General features: G+C 43.8%; 20 protein-coding genes. 14 read left to right on the top strand and 6 right to left on the bottom strand.

Annotated features, from left to right (window positions below):
* Positions 1-30: 30 nt before the first annotated feature.
* The gene (locus H7844_05750; protein ID MEO5356787.1) at positions 31-1,776 is read right to left on the bottom strand and encodes a tetratricopeptide repeat protein; all 1,746 of its coding nucleotides are present in this window, start codon (positions 1,774-1,776) and stop codon (positions 31-33) included.
* A gap of 167 nt (positions 1,777-1,943) precedes the next feature.
* On the opposite strand from H7844_05750, the gene H7844_05745 reads away from it, so the two are divergent.
* The 12 genes from H7844_05745 to H7844_05690 all read left to right on the top strand — a co-directional run bounded on the left by H7844_05745 (position 1,944) and on the right by H7844_05690 (position 12,934).
* Positions 1,944-2,873 carry an ROK family protein gene (locus tag H7844_05745; protein MEO5356786.1) on the top strand — a complete coding sequence of 310 codons (930 nt, stop codon included), beginning with the start codon at positions 1,944-1,946 and terminating at the stop codon, positions 2,871-2,873.
* A gap of 380 nt (positions 2,874-3,253) precedes the next feature.
* Positions 3,254-5,047 (top strand): translation elongation factor 4, encoded by a 1,794-nt coding sequence (gene lepA, locus H7844_05740; protein ID MEO5356785.1) that lies wholly within the window; start codon positions 3,254-3,256, stop codon positions 5,045-5,047.
* Complete coding sequence (gene lepB, locus H7844_05735; GenBank protein ID MEO5356784.1) at positions 5,044-5,658, top strand: signal peptidase I; 615 nt, start codon at positions 5,044-5,046, stop codon at positions 5,656-5,658. The genes lepA and lepB overlap by 4 nt, the downstream gene beginning before the upstream one ends.
* Positions 5,655-6,005 carry a hypothetical protein gene (locus tag H7844_05730; GenBank protein ID MEO5356783.1) on the top strand — a complete coding sequence of 117 codons (351 nt, stop codon included), beginning with the start codon at positions 5,655-5,657 and terminating at the stop codon, positions 6,003-6,005. Before lepB ends, H7844_05730 begins: the two co-directional genes overlap by 4 nt.
* 7 nt (positions 6,006-6,012) lie before the next feature.
* The gene (locus tag H7844_05725) at positions 6,013-6,690 is read left to right on the top strand and encodes a riboflavin synthase (GenBank protein MEO5356782.1); all 678 of its coding nucleotides are present in this window, start codon (positions 6,013-6,015) and stop codon (positions 6,688-6,690) included.
* A gap of 14 nt (positions 6,691-6,704) precedes the next feature.
* Complete coding sequence (locus H7844_05720; protein ID MEO5356781.1) at positions 6,705-7,904, top strand: bifunctional 3,4-dihydroxy-2-butanone-4-phosphate synthase/GTP cyclohydrolase II; 1,200 nt, start codon at positions 6,705-6,707, stop codon at positions 7,902-7,904.
* 72 nt (positions 7,905-7,976) lie between these two features.
* Positions 7,977-8,390 (top strand): 6,7-dimethyl-8-ribityllumazine synthase, encoded by a 414-nt coding sequence (gene ribE / locus H7844_05715; GenBank protein MEO5356780.1) that lies wholly within the window; start codon positions 7,977-7,979, stop codon positions 8,388-8,390.
* Positions 8,387-8,872: a transcription antitermination factor NusB gene (gene nusB, locus H7844_05710; protein ID MEO5356779.1), complete on the top strand. Its 486-nt coding sequence runs from the start codon at positions 8,387-8,389 to the stop codon at positions 8,870-8,872. Before ribE ends, nusB begins: the two co-directional genes overlap by 4 nt.
* Positions 8,873-8,891: 19 nt before the next feature.
* Positions 8,892-9,620, top strand: coding sequence for a metallophosphatase family protein (locus H7844_05705; protein ID MEO5356778.1), 729 nt, complete (start codon positions 8,892-8,894; stop codon positions 9,618-9,620).
* 27 nt (positions 9,621-9,647) lie between these two features.
* Positions 9,648-10,943 (top strand): adenylosuccinate lyase, encoded by a 1,296-nt coding sequence (gene purB, locus H7844_05700; protein ID MEO5356777.1) that lies wholly within the window; start codon positions 9,648-9,650, stop codon positions 10,941-10,943.
* A gap of 122 nt (positions 10,944-11,065) precedes the next feature.
* Positions 11,066-11,686 carry a TetR/AcrR family transcriptional regulator gene (locus tag H7844_05695; GenBank protein ID MEO5356776.1) on the top strand — a complete coding sequence of 207 codons (621 nt, stop codon included), beginning with the start codon at positions 11,066-11,068 and terminating at the stop codon, positions 11,684-11,686.
* A gap of 45 nt (positions 11,687-11,731) precedes the next feature.
* Positions 11,732-12,934: an MFS transporter gene (locus tag H7844_05690; GenBank protein MEO5356775.1), complete on the top strand. Its 1,203-nt coding sequence runs from the start codon at positions 11,732-11,734 to the stop codon at positions 12,932-12,934.
* Between the two features lie 185 nt (positions 12,935-13,119).
* On the opposite strand, the gene H7844_05685 is transcribed toward H7844_05690, so the two are convergent.
* From H7844_05685 to H7844_05670, 4 genes are all read right to left on the bottom strand, one after another.
* Positions 13,120-14,739 (bottom strand): ABC transporter substrate-binding protein, encoded by a 1,620-nt coding sequence (locus H7844_05685; protein ID MEO5356774.1) that lies wholly within the window; start codon positions 14,737-14,739, stop codon positions 13,120-13,122.
* Positions 14,705-15,763, bottom strand: a complete 1,059-nt coding sequence (locus tag H7844_05680; GenBank protein MEO5356773.1) for an AI-2E family transporter — start codon at positions 15,761-15,763, stop codon at positions 14,705-14,707. The genes H7844_05685 and H7844_05680 overlap by 35 nt, the downstream gene beginning before the upstream one ends.
* Before the next feature lie 97 nt (positions 15,764-15,860).
* Positions 15,861-16,076: a type II toxin-antitoxin system HicA family toxin gene (locus H7844_05675; protein MEO5356772.1), complete on the bottom strand. Its 216-nt coding sequence runs from the start codon at positions 16,074-16,076 to the stop codon at positions 15,861-15,863.
* A complete protein-coding gene (locus tag H7844_05670) occupies positions 16,073-16,276 on the bottom strand; it encodes a type II toxin-antitoxin system HicB family antitoxin (GenBank protein MEO5356771.1) in 204 nt (67 codons plus the stop codon). The genes H7844_05675 and H7844_05670 overlap by 4 nt, the downstream gene beginning before the upstream one ends.
* Before the next feature lie 279 nt (positions 16,277-16,555).
* Here H7844_05670 and H7844_05665 point away from each other — a divergent pair, with 279 nt between their 5' ends.
* Positions 16,556-17,782, top strand: a complete 1,227-nt coding sequence (locus tag H7844_05665) for an Nramp family divalent metal transporter (protein MEO5356770.1) — start codon at positions 16,556-16,558, stop codon at positions 17,780-17,782.
* Positions 17,783-18,072: 290 nt separating this feature from the next.
* Here H7844_05665 and H7844_05660 read toward each other — a convergent pair whose 3' ends face one another.
* Positions 18,073-18,252, bottom strand: coding sequence for a hypothetical protein (locus H7844_05660; protein ID MEO5356769.1), 180 nt, complete (start codon positions 18,250-18,252; stop codon positions 18,073-18,075).
* Positions 18,253-18,545: 293 nt separating this feature from the next.
* On the opposite strand from H7844_05660, the gene H7844_05655 reads away from it, so the two are divergent.
* Positions 18,546-20,132, top strand: coding sequence for an HDOD domain-containing protein (locus H7844_05655; GenBank protein ID MEO5356768.1), 1,587 nt, complete (start codon positions 18,546-18,548; stop codon positions 20,130-20,132).
* The last annotated feature ends 453 nt before the right edge of the window (positions 20,133-20,585 follow it).

Here is a 20,585-nt window from a genome sequence, read left to right as displayed (position 1 = left end):
TTATATTATACTCTAACCTCTGTTTTCCATTTAATGTTTTTTTTCAGATGTGATTTTCTCTAAAACAGCCATATTCTCTTTAGCCTCAGCATAGAATGGGTTTACCTTCAGAGCCTTGTGGAAAAAATCGGCGGCCTCATCGTATTTTCCTTGTTTTGCAAGAACAACAGCCATTCCATTTAAGGCAATAAAGTCGTTATTGTTTGTTTTAAGTGCATAGGCAAATAACTCGGAAGCCTGTGAAATCTCATTTTGCTTTAAGTAAACTGTTGCCATGTCTGTATATGCTGACAAGGACAAAGGGTTATAGTCAATAGCTTTTTGGTAGCATTCAACAGCTTTTTTATAATCACCTGCTGCATCATAGGCGTGAGCTAGGTTTGACCACGCCTCGTGGTATTTTGGATTTATCTCCAGGGATTTTTTAAAGTTTTCTATTGCCTCATTTGTTTTCCCTCTTTGGAGCAATCCTGTGCCAAGTAAACTGTAGGCTATGTGGTTATTGTGTGTAACCTCTGTGGCGTGTTTAGAGAGTGTCACGGTGTTTTCCCAATATTTAAGTTGTGTTTTGGAAATAAAAATAAAGACAACAATAACTGTTACCGACACAGCGGTGAGAATCTTTTTTTGTAGAGGCTTTTTAAAATAATCGGCGGCAACGTTTACACAAATGACTGAAAGTCCCACATATGGAATATACGTGTATCTGTCGGCCATGGACTGAAGCCCCACCTGTATAATGCCTATAACCGGAAGCAGCGTTACCAGATACCACAACCAGCCGCTAAAAAAGCAGGGGAACTTTTTGGCTTTTACAACCATAAACGCAGTTACTACAAACAGACTCAAGGCCGCCGGAGCGTATTGCCAAAGGGTGGTATCCGGAATAAATGGATAAAAGCAGGCCATATCGGCAGGGAAAAAGAATTTTTTCAAATAAAGCCAATAAGACATCACGGCATTTAACACCCTCTTAGTAAGCGGTATAGAATCAAAGGAAATATAGGCACCGATTTTTTTCTGGTTACTGAGTGTTACTATTGACATAAGGGCTGTAAGGATAAAAACCGGGATTTTTTCAACCAGAAGGCGAATAAACCGACCAGGTGTATGCTTTTGGGCTAAATCTATCCTTTTGAGGGGCCATAGGTCAAAAAGTAACAGAGTTACAGGTAAAGTGACAGCCATAGGCTTTGACAAATAAGTACATAGGCAGCAGATAAAAAAAAACGTGTATGTCATAATTGCAGGATTTTTAACATACTTTGTGTATGAGTAAAGCGTAAGAAACCAAAAAAGGGCGCACATTACATCTTTTCGTTCGGCAATCCACGCTACCGACTCAATATGCATGGGGTGTATTGCAAACACAAGGGCGACAGCGGTGCTCCTTACCACGTTTTGTGTGGCCAGGTGAAAGGTGAAAAATAACGCACAGGAGGCTATAATGTGCAGCAGGAGGCTCATTAGATGGTGCCATCCCGGATTAAGGCCAAACACCGTAACATCAAACATGTGTGAAAGCACTGTGAGGGGCTGCCAATTGTCCATACTAACAGTATGAAAGGCCCAAAGCACATTTGATAAAGTAAATCCATACCTGAGGTTGATGTTCTCCGTAACAAACTTTTGGTCGTCATAGAGGACAAAATCAAACCTGCCTACAGGATAATAAACAAAAATGGTTGTAAGCGTAATGACGGCAACGGCAATATCCACAGGAGTAAAGCCATAATTCCCCGGCAGACCTTTAATTTTTGTGTTTTTCATCATCATTTTACACACTACGGCAGATAAATACCAGAGGCTATTATCATAAATTAAATAAAATTAAAAAATCCATTATTAATAAAGACACAAATTATGTATAATAACAGGCTTAGGAAAAGGCATATAAAAACCTGAGTTGAAAAAAAACTAAAAAAGGGGAATTTGTAAAAAAGATGCCGGAGAAATATTCAATAGGTGTTGACCTTGGGGGCACAAACCTAAGGGTTGCCCTGGTTTCAAAAAAGGGCGAGATATTGGAAAGGATAAAGATTTCCTCAACAGGTGATGTGCTGAAAAACTTGACGGATTCGATAAAAAGCATTATGACGCCGGAGGTCTCAGGTATAGGACTTGCAGTTGCCGGTGTGATAGATAAGGAAAACGGACTAATAAAACACTCACCAAATCTTCCCTCTCTGGAGGGAATTGGAATTGTTGCCGAGATAGAGCGGGAAACAGGACTTAAGGCCGCTCTGGGCAACGATGCAAGCATGGCAGCCCTTGGCGAGAGTATATCCGGAGCCGGGCAGAACGTTGAGTCCTTTGTTTTGTTAACATTAGGGACAGGTATAGGCGGCGGTATAATATACAAGCGCTCCCTTCTGGATATAGCCTCAGAGGTTGGGCACATTACGGTGGAGTCAAACGGACGCAGATGTTTTTGCGGCGGCACCGGCTGCCTTGAGGCATACGCCTCCTCCCGTGCCATGATGGCTTTTCTTTCAGAGGGCATTTCAGAGGGCAGAGAGACAGCCATGAAAAAAGAACTCCAAAATATCAAGCCTAAAGATATATACTGTTATGCTAAATCAGGGGATGCCTTTGCAAGGGAGATACTGAAAAGAGCCGGCCGGTACCTGGGCATAGGCATAGGGAATTTTATAAATCTCTTTAGCCCCGGGGCCGTGATTCTCTCCGGAGGGCTTACCGGTGCATGGGATATATATGTGGCGGAAGCAATAGAGGCTGCATCAACAAGAGCGTTTAGAGAGCTTTATGATAAAACAAGAATAATTCCGTCGGGTTTGGGTGGAGATGCCGGGCTGGTCGGAGCGGCGGCACTTCCGCATATGTGTTACACCACTTATTGCAGGGAAGGTTAAAAAAGCATATTTTGTATATTTTCGTGTATAATAATGAACTGTACTTTTACTTGCGAACTATTAATCCCTGCAAGGGGATTGGCGTGTTTTTGGAGAGATATTTTTGGTATGGAATATGCGCTATATTGTCATTGCAGCGAAGACAGGACACTATGTCACCTCGGAAAGGGAAAAAAGAATGGGTTCCCTATCCCCTTGCTGAAGAGGGATAGGGAAGGAGTATGATTTCTTATAATCACCCTCCCCCACCCCCTCCCGTCAAGGGAAGAGGGAAAGAAATGCATATTACCATGTGTGCGGTGAAATAAATTATCCTTTAAAAACAAACACCAGGGAGAGTTTCTCAGGAGATACCAAATTGTGGAGCCTGTAAAAAGTTAATGGCAAAAAAAAATATAAGGAATTTTTCCATAATCGCCCATATAGACCATGGCAAGTCAACACTTGCCGACAGGTTTCTGGAACTAACCGGGGCACTGGCTAAAAAGGATATAACAAAGCAGGTGCTGGATTCCATGGACCTTGAAAAGGAACGCGGCATTACCATTAAGGCACATGCTGTAAGGCTTACGTATGAGGGGACAGACGGCACACCGTATGTGCTTAACCTTATAGATACGCCCGGGCATGTGGACTTTTCATACGAGGTATCAAGAAGCCTTGCCTCATGTGAGGGAGCTATCCTTGTGGTGGACTCCACCCAGGGGGTTGAGGCACAAACCCTTGCCAATACCTACCTTGCCCTTGAACATAACCTGGAGATTATTCCGGTTATTAACAAGATAGATCTTCCGCAGGCTGAACCGGACAGAATCATTCAGCAGATAGAGGATATAATCGGGCTGGACTGTGCGGAGGCTATACAGTGTTCGGCTAAAAGCGGCATTGGTGTGGATAAAATCCTTGAGGCTATAGTGCGTAAGGTTCCCGCTCCCGGGGGGAATGAGACAGCACCGCTGAGGGCGCTGATTTTTGATTCATGGTTTGACAACTACAAGGGCGTGATTGTGCTGGTAAGGGTGTTTGACGGCTCAATAAGGCCGGGCATGGTAATGTCAATGATGTCAACGGGTAAGACCTATGAGATAACCGACGTCGGAGTGTTTACCCCAAGGCCTCAGTTGATGGATGTACTGAGTTGCGGGGAGGTTGGATTTATCTCAGCCGCTATCAGAAATGTTGAGGATGCCAAAATGGGCGATACGATAACCAATGCCCTTAACCCTGCAAAAGAACCTTTGCCGGGCTACAAGGAAGTAAAACCCATGGTGTTTTGCGGGATTTACCCTACAGAGACAAACGACTACGAATTTCTCAGAGACGCTCTTTTTAAGCTCCGGCTTAATGACGCATCGTTTTCCTTTGAGCCTGAGACCTCAACCGCCCTTGGCTTTGGCTTCAGGTGCGGCTTCCTCGGTCTCCTGCACATGGATATAATAAAGGAACGGCTGGAGAGGGAATTTAATCTCTCTTTAATAAACACATCTCCAACTGTTATCTACAGGATAACTCTCAAAGGCGACACGGTTGTGTTTGTGGATAACCCAACACTGCTGCCTGAGAACTATGATAAACTTGAGGAGCCCTACATCCTTGCAACCATATTTGTTCCGGAACGTTTTGTCGGCAACGTGTTGGATTTGTGCCGGGAAAAACGGGGAATACAGAAGGAGTTTACTTTTTACGGTAAGGACAGGGTAAAAGTAGCATATGAGCTTCCTATGAATGAAATTCTCTGGGATTTTTATGATAAACTTAAATCTATATCCAAGGGGTATGCTTCAATGGATTATGACTTTACGGGCTTTAAGGAATCTGATTTGGTAAAGCTCGATATTTTAATAAATGGTAGTCCTCTGGATGCCCTGTCAACGATAGTTCACAGGGAAAAGTCATACTATAAGGGGAGACAGATAGTGGAAAACCTCAGAGAAGTGATTCCAAGACAGATGTATGAGGTGGCGATACAGGCGGCCATAGGCAGAAAGATAATAGCCCGTGAGTCGGTTAAGGCCCTAAGGAAAGACGTAATTGCCAAGTGCTACGGCGGGGATATAACGAGAAAGAGAAAACTTCTTGAAAAACAAAAGGAGGGCAAAAAAAGAATGAAACAATTCGGCAAGGTAGAAATACCCCAGGAGGCGTTCCTTGCCGTTATGAGGGTAGGCAAGTGAAAATTAAAAAAGAAAAAAGCATATACAGAGAGTATATAGAGGCCCTGGTAACAGCCCTTGTACTTGCCCTTATAATAAGGACATTTGTCGTACAGGCCTTTAAGATACCCTCAGGGTCAATGATTCCCACTCTTTTGGTTGGAGACCATATTTTAGTAAACAAATTCATATATGGAATACAGATACCGTTTACCGACAAGAGGATATTTGCATTCAATCATCCGCAAAGGGGCGATGTCGTAGTGTTTAAGTTCCCTCAGGACCCCTCACGTGATTTTATAAAGCGGGTGGTGGCAAAAGGTGGAGATACTGTTGAAGTCCTAAACCGTGAGGTATATGTAAACAAGAAAAAACTCGATGAATCATATATTCAACACAGTGATAATGTGGAAAACAAGGATATGGTACCCAGAGACAATATGTCTGCATTAACCGTACCGATAAACAAAATCTTTGTCATGGGCGACAACCGTGACCACAGTTATGACAGCCGTTTTTGGGGCTTTGTGGACATAAGTGCGGTGCGCGGAGAGGCGCTGTTTATCTACTGGTCATGGGATAAGGAAAAGACATCCGTCAGATTTCGCAGAATAGGGAGGGCAATTAAATGAATACCGTTATTAGTAACCAGTCAGGGTCGATAAAGCCAATAATAAACATAATCGTTGTCATAGCTGGTTTATATGCAGGTTTTGTTTTTGCCATGCCACACTACAGAGCCCACACTATGAAATCCGAGGCTAAGGCAATAGCGGTATTAGGACTTGAGGAGTCAAAAACTATGGCTTTGTTTTTGGAAAAAGCTGCGGAATTGAACATTCCAGTAAAGAAGGAAAACATCAAGGTCTCTGTTGACGAAAAGAAGGTTGTCACCATAAGAGCACAATGGAAGGAGACTATCAATATTTTGGGCATATACGAGGATACATTAGCATTCAAACTGGATGTGAAACAGTAGGGGGCGGATGTTTACAGGCATAACAGTATCACAGGGCACAGTTGTGTCTTTCAGAAGAGGCGGCACACCGGCAGTCCTGACGATTTCAGATGTGGTTGTGCTGCCCGGGGCCAAAATCGGCGAGAGCATTTCAGTTAACGGAGCGTGTTTGACGGTGTTTGAAAAAGGCTCGGGAACTGCGTCTTTTCACGTCTCAGAGGAGACACTGAGAGCTACGACTTTGGGGTTGCTGACCCAGGGAGGTAAGGTTAACCTTGAGCCTGCCATGGCAGCCACTGAGAGATTCGGGGGGCATTTTGTCACAGGCCACGTTGATGCAGTGGGCACAATAACGGCTAAAAAGCAAACAGGACAGGGCGGCCTGGATTCTGTTAAAATAGAGATCACAATACCGGCTGAACTAATGAAGTATGTAGTGCGCAAGGGTTCAATAACCGTAGAGGGTATCAGCCTGACAGTAGTTGACTTGCTCCAGAGCGGCTTTACGCTTGTAATCATACCACACACATTAGAGCAGAGTACTTTGGGAACAAAGAAACCCGGTGATAAGGTAAACATAGAAACTGATATATTAGGAAAGTACGTGGAGAGGTTCGTTTCCGGTTATTTGGAAAACGGCAAAGAGGAGGGGCTTGGAGATAAAGCACTCTTAATCAAACTAAAAGAAAAGGGTTATGTAAGATGAAAGAACAAAAGCGCATAATGGATAGCGTGGAGGCTGCCATAGCTGACATAAAAGGCGGCAAGATGGTAATTCTCATAGACGATGAGGACAGGGAAAACGAGGGGGATTTATGTATGGCAGCGGAGAGGGTAACCCCTGAGGCTATAAACTTTATGGCTAAATACGGCAGGGGATTAATATGTCTGAGCCTGACTCAGGAGCGTGTGAATTATTTAAACCTTCCTATGATGACTACCGAAAACACCTCATCCTTCGGCACAGCCTTTACAGTGTCAATTGAGGCACGTAAGGGGGTAACCACAGGCATATCGGCCAAAGACAGAGCAAGGACAATACTGACGGCAATAGACCCAAAGGCAAGGCCGGAGGATCTTGCGCGACCCGGGCATGTTTTTCCCCTGAGGGCGCGTCCCGGCGGTGTCTTGCAGCGTGCCGGGCAGACCGAGGGCTCGGTTGATTTGGCAAGACTTGGGGGCCTTATTCCGGCCGGAGTCATATGTGAAATCATGAACGATGACGGCACGATGTCAAGAGTGCCGGAGCTTAAAGTGTTTGCCGAAACTCATAACCTTAGAATAGTTACAATAGAGGATCTGATAAAGTACCGGTTACGCAACGACCGTCTTATTCACCGTGTGGCGGAGGTTAAACTTCCAACCGGGCACGGTGATTTTAAAGCAATCGCCTATGAGAGTATGGTGGATAAGAGCGTTCACATGGCCCTTGTTAAAGGTGACTTGCACAGAGATGAACCCGTATTGGTACGCGTACATTCGGAGTGTCTGACCGGTGATGTTTTTGGCTCAAAGCGTTGTGACTGCGGCGATCAGCTTCAGAGGTCTATGGAAATTGTAGATGCAAAGGGCAGGGGAGTGGTTCTCTATATGAGACAAGAGGGCCGTGGCATAGGGCTTGCCAATAAGATAAAAGCCTATGCGCTACAGGACAGCGGCATGGACACGGTAGAGGCCAATTTAGAGCTTGGATTTAAAGCGGACTTGCGGGACTACGGTATAGGGGCACAGATTTTAGTGGATTTGGGCCTTACGGAGATTATTCTCATAACCAATAATCCGCGTAAAATAGTGGGGCTTGAGGGATATGGATTAAAGGTAGTGGACAGGTACCCAATAGAGGTTAAGCCCGGCGAGAAGAACATTGTGTATTTAAAGACAAAGAAAAAGAAACTCGGCCATATACTTGATGAGGTGTAGGGCTTAAAATCAGGAGGACTGTGTGTGAAAGTAATAGAGGGTGATTTAAATGCTTCAGGGTTAAAGGTGTGTATGATAGTGAGCAGATTTAATGATTTCATAACAAGCCATCTGCTTGAGGGGGCGGTAGATGCTTTTATAAGGCACGGTGGTGAGGATAAAAACATAACGGTGGTAAGAGTGCCGGGGTCTTTTGAAATACCGATGGCAGCGTTAAAGACGGCAAAGAGCGGCCTTTATGATGCTGTGATAACTCTTGCCGCTATAATAAGGGGGGCAACACCCCACTTTGAGTATGTCTCTGCGGAGGCCTCAAAGGGAATAGCCATGGCCTCTATAGAGAGCGGTGTGCCGGTCAGTTACGGGGTAATAACATCTGATTCAATAGAGCAGGCCATAGAGCGTGCCGGCTCTAAGAGCGGCAATAAGGGCTGGGATGCCGCCGTGACGGCTATAGAGATGGCTAATGTGATTAAAAAATTATGACAAGACGGCAGGCTCGGGAATATGTGCTGCAGTCGCTTTTTCAGCTTGAGTTTACAGGAAAGACTCCGGACAGAAGGGAGCTGCTTGATTTTATGAAAGATAATCCTCCCACCAATGAGACTCTGGAGTTTATAGATGACTTATTAAAGGGAACGATAGAGCATATGGCGGAGCTGGATGCGCTGATCCAAAGAGCTTGTAAACACTGGGAATTAGACCGCCTGGCCGCTATTGACAGAAATATTATGAGATTTGCTTCATATGAAATCATCTACAGAGCTGATATTCCATATGCGGTGACGATAAATGAAGCTGTTGACATAGCCAGGAGGTTTTCCACTGAAGACTCATATTCATTCATTAACGGAGTGCTGGATAAAATAGCCCATCAGAAGTATGACAAAGCAGCTACCGGCAAGAGAGCTGATAAAAAGCCGGATAAGATGGTAAGCAAAAGAGCAGTTAAAGAGCGGCAGGCTTAAAACGGCAGGAGGGTGAAAGATGGCTTATGCAGTCATATCTGATATACATGGCAACCTGGCGGCACTTGAAGCTGTACTTAGAGATATAGAAGGCCGCTCCATAGAGAGTGTGTATTTTACGGGAGATGCGGTAGGATACGGGCCTGCACCCAATCAGTGTGTGGAGCTGCTTAAGAAGTCTTGTGAGATACTGATAGCCGGCAACCACGACTGGGCGGCTATTAACTATACGTCTGCAGATTATTTTAATGATATGGCACTGATGGCAATCCTCTGGACCTCTGATACCTTAACTACGGAAAACATAGCGGAAATCGAGAATTTCAAACTATTAAAATCATCGGAGGAAAGAGATGTACTGTTTGTCCATGCCACACCAAAGGAACCCGAGAATTGGAATTACCTGTTGTCCCTCAGTGATGCCCGAGAGAATTTCGAACATTTTACACAGAGATTTTGTTTTATAGGGCACAGTCATATGCCGATTATTGTGGAGAGAAATGGTGTTACCGGAAGGCTTTTTTCAGACAGGCAACGGGTGGAGTTAAAGACTGAGGGCCGGTACATTGTTAATGTGGGAAGCGTGGGACAGCCCCGTGATAATGACCCCAGGGCCTCCTATGCCGTGGTGGATGACGAGACCATAGAGATTGTAAGGGTGCAGTACGATATTGTGAGAACACAAGCCGAGATGGAGTCCTTCGGGCTGCCGGCTAAGCTTATTGAGCGTCTTTCCTATGGACACTGAGAGTGTTTTGAAAGGGGGAACCATATAATGATAGAGAGATACACCAAAGAGATAATGGGGCGTTTATGGGCACTTCAGGCAAAGTATGAAAAGTGGCTTGCGGTGGAGATAGCCGTGTGTGAGGCATGGGCTGAGGTTGGTGAGATACCTGCGGCAGCTCTGAAGGCTATTAAGGAGAGGGCCGCCTTTGACGTTAAGAGGATAGATGAAATCGAGGCGGAGGTAAAGCATGATGTAATAGCGTTTTTAACATCTGTTGCCGAGTTTGTGGGTGCAGAGTCGAGATATATTCATAAGGGGCTGACGTCCTCTGATATTTTAGATACGGCCAATGCGCTTTTGATGATTGACGCCGCCGATATAATCATAGATGACATAAAGGCACTCTTAACAGTGCTCAGGGAACAGGCATTTAAGCATAAAGATACGGTTTGTATGGGCAGAAGCCATGGGATACATGCCGAGCCGATGGTCTTTGGCCTTAAATTTGCGCTTTGGTATGAGGAGATGCGGCGAAATCTACAGCGAATGGAACAGGCAAAGAGCATGGTATCAGTGGGGAAGCTTTCCGGGGCAGTGGGGACATTTTCATCAATACCGCCAAAGATAGAGGAGATGGTGCTAAGTAAACTGGGGCTTACGCCTGAGCCTGTAGCCACGCAGGTGGTACAGAGGGACAGATATGCAGAGTATATGACAATGCTTGCGGTAGTGGCGGCAACTGTGGAAAAGATAGCGGTGGAGATAAGGCACCTTCAAAGGACAGAGGTGCGTGAGGTGGAAGAGCCCTTTAGTAAGGGGCAGAAGGGCTCATCTGCAATGCCTCACAAGAGAAATCCGGTGGGGTGTGAAAACCTCTCAGGGCTTGCGCGCCTTGTCAGGGCAAACGCTATGGCGGCACTTGAAAACGTGGCGCTGTGGCATGAACGTGACATAAGCCACTCTTCAGTTGAACGCGTGATAATTCCTGACAGCACCATTTTAGTAAACTACATGTTAAACAGGCTAAAGGGTATAGTTAGCGGCCTGCATGTGTATCCCGGCATTATGGAGAAAAATATAAACAGGAGCTACGGGTTATTTAATTCCCAAAAGGTACTTTTGGCACTTACCGGAAAGGGACTAAGCCGTGAAAAGTCCTACGAGCTGGTGCAACGTAACGCTATGAAGAGCTGGGAAGAGGGCTTTTCTTTTATAGAACTTCTAAAGGCTGATGCTGAGATAACCACAGTGCTTAAGGATGATGAACTTGAGAGCCTTTTTGATTTAAAAGAGTATTTTAAACACACAGACCATATATACGAACGAGTGTTTGGCAAGTAGGTGAGCTAAGAGTCGTGGCTTGCCGGGACTCAGAGCCCCAAACCTGTTTGTCCTGAATTTGCCAGATGATAAATGTTTCCCCTATCTTGACAAAGCCTGTACTGTTGTCTTAATGTTAGTGAATGCTTACTACATTAAAGCGCAATAATCTACCTAAAAGGGAAAGCCATCTGGTAAGAAAAGAGCAGATTGCCGAGGCTGCACTAAGTATTATAGGAGCAGACGGCATAAAGGGCCTGACTACGGCTACAATTGCTAAAGAGGTTGGAATTTCGGAAAGCAGCCTGTACAGGCATTTTAAAAACAAAGAGGAAATTATAAAGTCAGTGATTGATCTTGTATCTCAGGTCATGATGAATAATTACCAGAGCGCTCAAAAGGAACCAATAAGCTCGCTTGAAAAAATCGAGCGATTCTTTTATAACAACACCGCTTATTTTGAACAACACCGCGGGTTTGTAAGAATTATGTTTTCGTCCGAAATTGTTTTTACCAAAGAGCTAAAGCAGTACATGTCGGAAAAAATAGCTGCCTATATTGCCGTGCTTTCGGGGCTTCTTGATGAGGGCAAAGCGGATGGCAGTGTCAAAGCAGATATAGATAGTGCTTCAATGGCAGTCATGTTTATTGGAATGCATCAGCTTAACAATTTACGGCGGCTTCTCAGTGGATTCGATTACCCGTTTAAAGATGAGGCGCTGCGCCTTTGGAGCTCTTTTAAAAACATTGTGGCGGTAAAATAAGATTGTTAAACACTGCCTCTGTTGCATTGCTATTGTCATAAGACTATGAATAAAAAACATATACTATCATGGTGTCTGTTTGATTTTGCCAATTCCAGTTATTCAGCTGTGGTTCTTACCGTTGTGTTTCCTGTTTATTACACGCAGGTAATTGTGGGAAACTCTTCCGGGGCCGGAGACCTGTGGTGGGGACGTGCAATATCTCTGAGTATGACTCTGGTTGCTTTGAGCTCACCCGTTTTAGGTGCAATTGCTGATTACGGCGGGCTCAGAAAACGTTTTCTGTTTATATACACTCTTGGCTGCGTTATTGCCGTGAGCTTTTTTTCAATGCTGACTCCCGGCATAATAATTGCTGGTTTTGTGCTGATTGTCATAGCAAATGTGGGGTTTGAGGGCGGTATAATGTTTTATAATTCTTATCTGCCGGAAATCGCCGATAAACAATTTCAGGGAAGGGTATCAGCATGGGGGTTTGCGCTGGGTTATGTCGGCTCTTTCACATCACTGCTTATCGCTCTCCCTCTGGCTAAAAATAACTGCTTCAGTAGTCTCTGGATTTTTATAGCGGTATTTTTCTTTCTGTTTTCCCTTCCTCTTTTTATCTTTCTTCCAAAGGACAGAAAACTTAAACCACTACGGAAGACTGTAGCGGAGAGAATCACCGGATTTAAGCAAACCGCCGTAGAGATATGGAAAAACACTCAATTACGGAAATTTCTAATTTCTTATTTTATCTATGAGGATGGGACAAATACTGTTATAGTGTTCTCAAGCATATTTGCTGCAACCACCCTTGGGTTTAAAAACGAGGAACTGATATATCTGTTTATGACAGTACAAATAACCGCATTCATGGGCGCCGTGATAATGGCTAAACCAATTGACATCAAAGGGCCTAAGGTAATTATAATTCTTTCCCTTATCCTCTGGAGCACTGTAACGATTGCATCGTATTTGGTGGAAACAAAGATAATGTTTTTTACCATTGCCACAGTTGCAGGCTTTGCCCTTGGTACTGTTCAGGCGGCCTCACGTACACTTTTTACAAAGTTTATTCCACATGGCAGCGAATCGGAATATTTCGGTTTCTACGCCACTATCGGTAAAACATCCGCCATCCTCGGTCCCCTGTCCTTTGGTACTATATCGTCCCTCACCGGCAGTCAACGCCCCGCTATCTTGTCTATCATTGCTTTTTTCATTTTAGGCCTGTTTGTGCTTGCCTTTGTTGAAGATGCTAAATGATTGTTTATTTTAGAGCTTATTGGATTGTGCTCCCAGTGCCAGCCATATCATATTAATACCAAGTTGCATTCATTCGATTAACTTTGTTGGCTTCGTCGAAAGCTCCTTGACGTCTCCCCTAAAGGGGAATCCCCTGTATGGGGAGGTGTCGCTTTCTCCTTGCCGCCTCGTTACTCTTTTGACTGCTACTTGGTATAACGGTCAATTTCAATAAAGTTCCCTTTATCAATACTATAAATAGCAGACAGCGTGAAATGCTTTATCCATGGCTGAGTTACAACGTAGTCCTTCCTGTGCCAAAAGAACACGGCGGGAGACTCCTCAACTATTTTTTGCTCTATGTTTTTATAGAGTGCTTCCCGCTTTTTGTTATCCACAGTTCTCTGTGCCTCCTCGATGAGTCTGTCTGTGTTTTTATCTGTAAATCTTGTTCTGTTTCCACCTGGGCCGAAATTAGAGGAATGAAAGAGGGGATACAGAAAATTCTCACCGTCCGGGTAGTCCGCCCACCAACCCAGCCAAAACAAATCCGTCTCCCCCTTATTAATTGCCGACTTATAGGCGCTCCACTCAAGCACCTTTATTTCCACCTCTATGCCGGCCTCTTTTAAAAAAGACGTTATAATCTCAGCTATATCAATTGAATCCTGAATTGCAGCTACATAAAATTTTAACTTCTCAGACTTATTATAGCCTGAGTCGGCAACCAGTTGCCGTGCCCTTTGCGGATCATACGGATACGCCCCGGCAAGTTTATATGGCTTGAGGGTCTCAGGGATAGGCCCATCAGCCAACGTGCCCCGCCCCTGAAAGTACGTTTCCCTGATTTTATTCCTGTCTATGGCATGAGCTATGGCAGCCCTCAGAAGGACATTGTTAAGCGGGGCTTTAGAGTTATTTAACCCTAAGTAGTATGTATTAAGGCCGGTTGCCGTCTTTAAATTTTTTGAGTATTTTGGGTCGGTTGTGAAAAGCTTATAGGACGAAACAGTTACGTCGGTGATATCAAGATTTCCAAGCATAAACTCTGTAACTGTAGTAAGGTCCTCGGGAATAACCCTGTAACGGATGCCGGCAATTTTTGCCTTAGATTCAAAATAACCGTCAAAGCGACTAAGAATTAGTTCACTGTCGGGTTCCCATCGTGAAAACTGAAAAGGGCCTGTTCCTGTGGGTTGATTAGCAAAGCCTTTCTTCAGGCGCTCCACTTCCGCCTCAGGCACAATGTATGCAGGGGGCATGGTAAGAAGTTTTATAAAAGGGGCAAACGGGGTTTTTAAATTAAGTTCCACCGTATAGTTATCCGTCACCTTAATTCCCTCAAGCGACTGCGCCTTACCATTGAGGAACTCCTCTGCTCCCAGCAGGCTCATGACAACCCACGTATTTGGCGATTTCGTTTGCGGCAGAAGAAGACGTTTAAGGGAGTACTCCACATCTTTAGCGGTAAGAAGCCGCCCGTTATGAAAAGTGACATTGTCATTGAGATAGAAAGTGTATTTCAAGCTATCCCGGCTTATAGTCCAGCTTTTGGCGATATCGGGCACGACCTCAAGGTTTTCATTGAGCTTAACAAGTCCGTTAAATATTTTTGCACAAATGGCGCCGCCTGAGACATCTACAACATAGGCAGGGTCCAGTGTTGTGGGGTTAGCGTTAATTCTCAGATGAAGGTAATTATCCGGCTCTGTGGATTTACCGTTGCAAGAGACAATAAGAAGGAGCAGACATAGCAGCAGGATTTTAACCCGGCCGCACCCTGTCTCAGCATTAACCGGATGAGCCGCAATCGGAGTCGTTTTCAAGTCCCTTAAAAATTTCAAACATGGAAATAAACAGAACAAAGACCAGAGGGCCCATTATGATTCCTATAAGGCCGAAAAATTCAATGCCGCCGACAACTGTAAAAAACACCATAACCATCGGCACTTTCGTTCTGCCGCTGACAATAAGGGGCACAAGGACATTATCAATAGCAATGATAGCAATAATTCCAACAACTATGACCACAACGGCCTTAATGTACGAACCGGTTATTACTAAAAAAACAGCAACAACACCCCACATTACGGCAGCCCCCATGGGGACAAACGCAGCAAGGGCTGTTACCGCCCCTAAGAGCACCGGAGCGGTTAAGCCCAGTAAGACATACGTAACACCCGAAACCAATCCCTGAGAAAGGGACAGGGCAACACTTCCGTAAATTGAGGATATTACCATATCCTTTATTTTTTCCTGAATGCGCTCCTTGTGGGTCTCTGAAAAAGGCATGTATTCCATAATAGTTTTAATAAAGTCAGGGCCGTCAAGAAAAAAGAAAAACAGGGTAAACAACACTATAAAAAACTCAAACAGCACACCCAAAAGGTTTTTTAATCCTAACGTCAGCTCCGGTATAATTTTTTGCCAGAACTTTGTCAAATTATCAACAATAAGGTCTTTTGCGTTTAATTCCGTGCCGTCACCCATAGCGTGAAATCTCTCAAGTATCCACGTTATGGGTTTATGTGACAACAGGTCGGTAATAACCTGGAAATTTGTACTTACAAGATGCTCATATGTTTTTTTTGCTTCAGCCCCCATTAAAATGATTATATATGCAATGGGTCCGGCAAGAATTAACATAACAAGCGCAAGGGTTATAATGGAAGCGCCTATCTGCCATTTTACAAGTCTCTGAACAAGTAAAAACACGGGGTAAAAGACAATCCCCAGCACAATAGCCCATGCTATAGCATTAAGAAAGGGTTTTATAACATGGTAACTCAGTACCCCAAGTGACCCAAGAATAATAACAAACGTAAAAGCATATGGCCGGTTAATTAACATAGCCGTATATTAACACATCTGATTTCCAAATACAAAGCTCCCATTTAGGGCGGCAATCCGAACCCGCTTAAAAAGTCATAATACATATTTTACAGATTCAAATATTTTTCAAAAACTCTTCAACATCTATATCTGCATCTTTTAGAGCACCCTTTAGAGTAAATCCGTCAACTTCCTCATGATATGGAACCACGATTGTTCTGCCGTCAAGATGTTTCATTTTAACATGGCTGCCTTTTTTATAAATTTCGATAAAACCAAGCCGTCTCAATGCCGGCAAAACTTGTTGCCCTGATAGCAAGGGTAATTTCATAATACAAGTTCATAAACCTTATGATTTTCATCTTCAACTAAGTCGTAAGGGGCAGGCTCCAAAAACAATTCGATGGCTTCTTTAATATTTGTAAGAGCCTCCTCCTGCGTTTTGCCCTGCGACCAGCAACTTTTCAACGATGGGCAATGAATTACAAAGTAACCATCCTCACCCTTTTCTAATATTACTTTTACATTCACCTCTACGACTCCCTGTGATTCAAGATTACTTCTTAAATGCTATTTCGACTTAGCAGCCAAAAACAAGCTGCGAATATAATTACCACCTGTATTGTAGCATAGTTAAAAATTTTTCACGAAAAAAGTTTTGTGACTTTTGATTTAGGCAGGGATTACTCTGTGATGCGCTATTAAAAAAGTTGTAAAACATAAATAAACGACACAGACGTGTTGCAAAAGAATAAAAAAAAACATAGAATAATGCATTAAACGCTAAGGAGATGTAGATTTTAAGTACAGATGAAAATAAAAAACACAAAAGCATTTGAAATATTCAAATATCTGGGGCCTGGGTTTCTTGTAACCGTGGGGTTTATTGATCCCGGCAACTGGGCAGCTAATATTTCTGCAGGTTCTGATTTCGGGTACAATCTCCTTTGGATGGTGACACTTTCAACCATCATGCTTATAATCCTTCAGCACAACGCAGCGCACCTGGGGATAGTCACAGGGCTTTGCCTCTCTGAAGCGTCAAAGAAGTATTTCAATAAATACATTGGCGGCTTTTTTTTACTTACAGCAGTGGCGGCAGGAGTGTCAACAGCGCTTGCCGAATTGCTTGGGGCTGCTATCGGCTTAAACATGCTATTTGGGCTTCCCATTTCAATTGGCACACCTCTTACTGTGGCATTTGTTTTCGGTATGGTTTTTACAAACACTTACAGAAAACTTGAAAAGTGGATTTTAGCCTTTGTGTCACTTATCGGAATAGCCTTTGTTTTCGAGTTGTTTCTTGTTGATGTAAACTGGGTATCTGTAGTTAAATATTCTTTTACGCCGTCAATGCCCGCTGGTTCGATGCTGATTGTAATGAGTGTCCTGGGTGCTGTCGTCATGCCGCATAATATATTTTTGCACTCAGAGATTATTCAGAGCAGACAGTGGAACCTTCAAAGCGAGGAGGTAATTAACAGACAGCTTAAGTACGAATTTACCGATACGCTGATAGCCATGTTAGCAGGCTGCCTCATAAATGCATCTATGATAATTGTGGCCGCCGCCGTATTTAATAAAAACGGAATCCATGTAACTGAGCTGCAACAGGCTCAAAGCACACTTCAACCTCTTCTGGGAACAAAGGCCTCCGTGGTGTTTGCCCTTGCACTGCTCTTTGCCGGACTGTCCTCATCTATAACCGCCGCAATGGCAGGTGGTTCTATTTATGCAGGGCTTTACCGTAAACCCCTTGATACCTCAGATAGACACTCCCGCTTTGGGATTGCAGTTACAATTATATTAGCCGCTGTGATAATTTACTTTCTTAAGAATCCGTTTCAGGGAATAATAGTAAGTCAGATAGCGTTAAGCATACAACTGCCGTTGACAGTGGTTTTTCTGATTTTCCTGACCTCTTCCAAAGAAGTAATGGGGATACATGCAAACTCACGGCTCGAAAAGACCTCCCTCTGGAGTGTCGCCGCCGTTGTAACATTTCTTAACCTTATGCTGTTATACCAAATGCTTTAACTTCTCTTTAAAATATTGTTGTATCGTAAGCTTATACCAGTTTGCAGCCGGAAGTATAATACCAAGCTGCAGTCAATCGTCTAACTTCGTTGGCTTCATCACAAGCTCCGGGGCGTCTCCTCTAAAGGGGAATCCCCTGTGAAGGGAGGCGTCGCTTTCTCCCAGCCGCCTGTGTTTACTTCCGACTGCAGCTTGGTGCTAATCATGGTTCAAGACAATCCCTTTCTGTTTCCTGTCATTCCCAACCCCGATTGGGAATCCACCCTTCGCTTGTTGGAAAAAGCCACCCACTACATCGCACGCTCTATACCATTTAATATCTCCTCTCCCTTGCTTTTATATTTCAGCGCTTTGTCCTTATATCCCTCTATCGTCTCGAGTTCCATGCCAAGGTTTTTATAAGCAACTCCAATTGAATATCTGTCTCTTATTGTTTCATAAAGTTCAATAGCTTTCAATACCTCTGCCACACCATCATCGCTCCGGTTATCTCGTATAAAACAAAGCCCTATACTCTGAATGCAGTTAGCCTCCGTATTGCCTCACAATAAAATCTATACGAAAGTTATATCATTGCCTCCCGGTTTTCTGCTCTGAGAGTCTTTATTGTGTTTTTTCGTATAGTTTTTTACTTGAGGCAACGTTTCGTTTTCGTATAGTTTTTTGATGAGGCAATTCGGTAGCTGTTTTTTTTGTAAAAAAATATGCTACAATTTACAGGTGATGGAACGTCTTTTATTGAGGGATAAATTGAAGGTGTGGAATGAGTAATTTGCAAGCCTCTAAACAAAAAACAATAGAGCTTTTGATGAACCGCGTAAAGGAAAGAAATGACTTTCCGGCGATGTCCCGCTCAATAGATATAGTAAAAAAGCAAACTTCATCGGTAAATGATACATCAATAACAGAGCTGACAAGCACAATACTGGATGACTTTGCTCTGACCAGCAAGCTCCTGAGACTTGTTAACAGCGTGTTTTATATAAACTACCAGCTTGGGGGCAAAATCGGCACAATATCCCGCGCCGTGTTTGTGCTTGGTTATGAGCAGGTGAAAAATGCCGCAGTAACGCTTCTGCTGTTTGAAAATCTGACAAATAAGAATATTGCAAAAGAGCTGAAAGAAACGGTGTTATCCACTTTTATGTCCGGCCTGATTGCTAAGGGAATGGCAGGCAAAATCGGCCTTGAGGATAAAGAAGAGGCATTTTTAGGTTCTATTTTCCATAATCTGGGAAGGCTGTTAGTTTCTTTTTATCTGCCCGAGCACAGGAAGAAAATAAAAGAAGAAATGGCCATATCAAATATTACCGAGTACAGTGCCGCAAAAGACGTCTTAGGAGCCACATATGAAGACATTGCAGTGGCGATGGCACAGACGTGGAATCTTCCGGATAAACTGATAGTAGCCATGAAGAAGGTTCCGGGTGGCCAGGTGTCGGCCCCTCAGACACACGACGATAAGATAAAAACCCTTGTGAATTTTTCTACCGAAATCTGCGATAAGATGAGTGAGATAAAAGCAAATCCTCAGGTGTTGAAGAACATTCTTAAGCGTTATGCTGACTGCTTCAAGGTCTCGGAAAAGGAAGTTACAGTGATAATGGATACTGCGCTGAAGGAGTTGGGCTCATTTGTCAGAACTATGAGGTTTTCCATCGGCGAAAGTGATTTCCTCAAGAAGATAAGCGGCGTGGTAAGTGACGCCCAACTGGATGACGTGTCAGAGGGTGTGATGGTTTCCCCTACCGATGAGGAGCATGTGGAGCTTGACGATACTCAGTTTATACGGCTTATGGGAGGAGCAGATGAAAGGGAACCGGTAGAGAGCCCTGATGAGGTCTTATCAAACGGCATCCAGGAGGTTGCAAATTCCCTTATGGAAAGCACCTCTATAAATGACATACTGAGAACAATTCTTGAGATAATGTTTAGGGGAATGAGCTTTGCGAGAGTTTTGATTTGCATAAAAAACATAGGAAGCACCGGTGGCACTGACATGATTGGCCGCTTCGGTTTCGGCTCCGATACCGATGAAATAATAAAAAGATTCAGATTTCCCTTAAACGATTCATCGGATATTTTTAATTTAGCCATTTTGCGTAACACCGATGTGGTGATAAGCAACATTAATGATCCACGTTTTAAGTCGCGTATTCCCGACTGGTACAGAAAACACATTAATGCCCAGACCTTTTTGCTCCTGCCCATAGTTGTTAATCACAAGCCCATCGGGTTAATCTATGCAGATAAGCCAAAAGCCGGAGATATACAGATACCTCCCCATCAACTTACCCTTATCAAGACCCTCAGAAATCAGGCCATAATGGCTATCCAGAAACGCAAATAATTCCAAGTCGCCGCCTGTGTTTACTTCCGACTGCAACTTGGTATTACCACTCTTTTCAGCCATTACGCCTCCACTATAGCAAAAAGCAAAAGTATGTTCTTATTGAATTTATTAAAGAAGAGATTGCCACACCCCCTGCGGGGGTTCGCAATGACGGCATATAGCTGTTTTTACTGTGTTTTTTTATTCGTCATTGCGAGGAGCGATAGAGACGTGGCAATCTCAACCACTAAAAATAATGAACGGAATTATGGTTTTCGCTATAATCTGAACATCTGTTTTGCGGGCGGAGCTCGCAGAGAGACTTTTTAAGCGGCGGAACGCCGGTTAAAAAACCTTTTCAACTCACAAGCACTCCAACCAATCTTCAAATACACTACCAATCGCCGATAAAAAACCGGGGGGTCAAGGGGGAATCATTTCCCCTTGTGGGATAGGGTTTAAGGGAAAGGG

The sequence above is a fragment of the Nitrospirae bacterium YQR-1 genome (assembly GCA_039908095.1).
GTDB lineage: Bacteria > Nitrospirota > Thermodesulfovibrionia > Thermodesulfovibrionales > Magnetobacteriaceae > Magnetomonas.
Note: the sequence above shows the minus strand (reverse complement) of the source record. Positions and strands in the feature narration are given on the sequence as shown.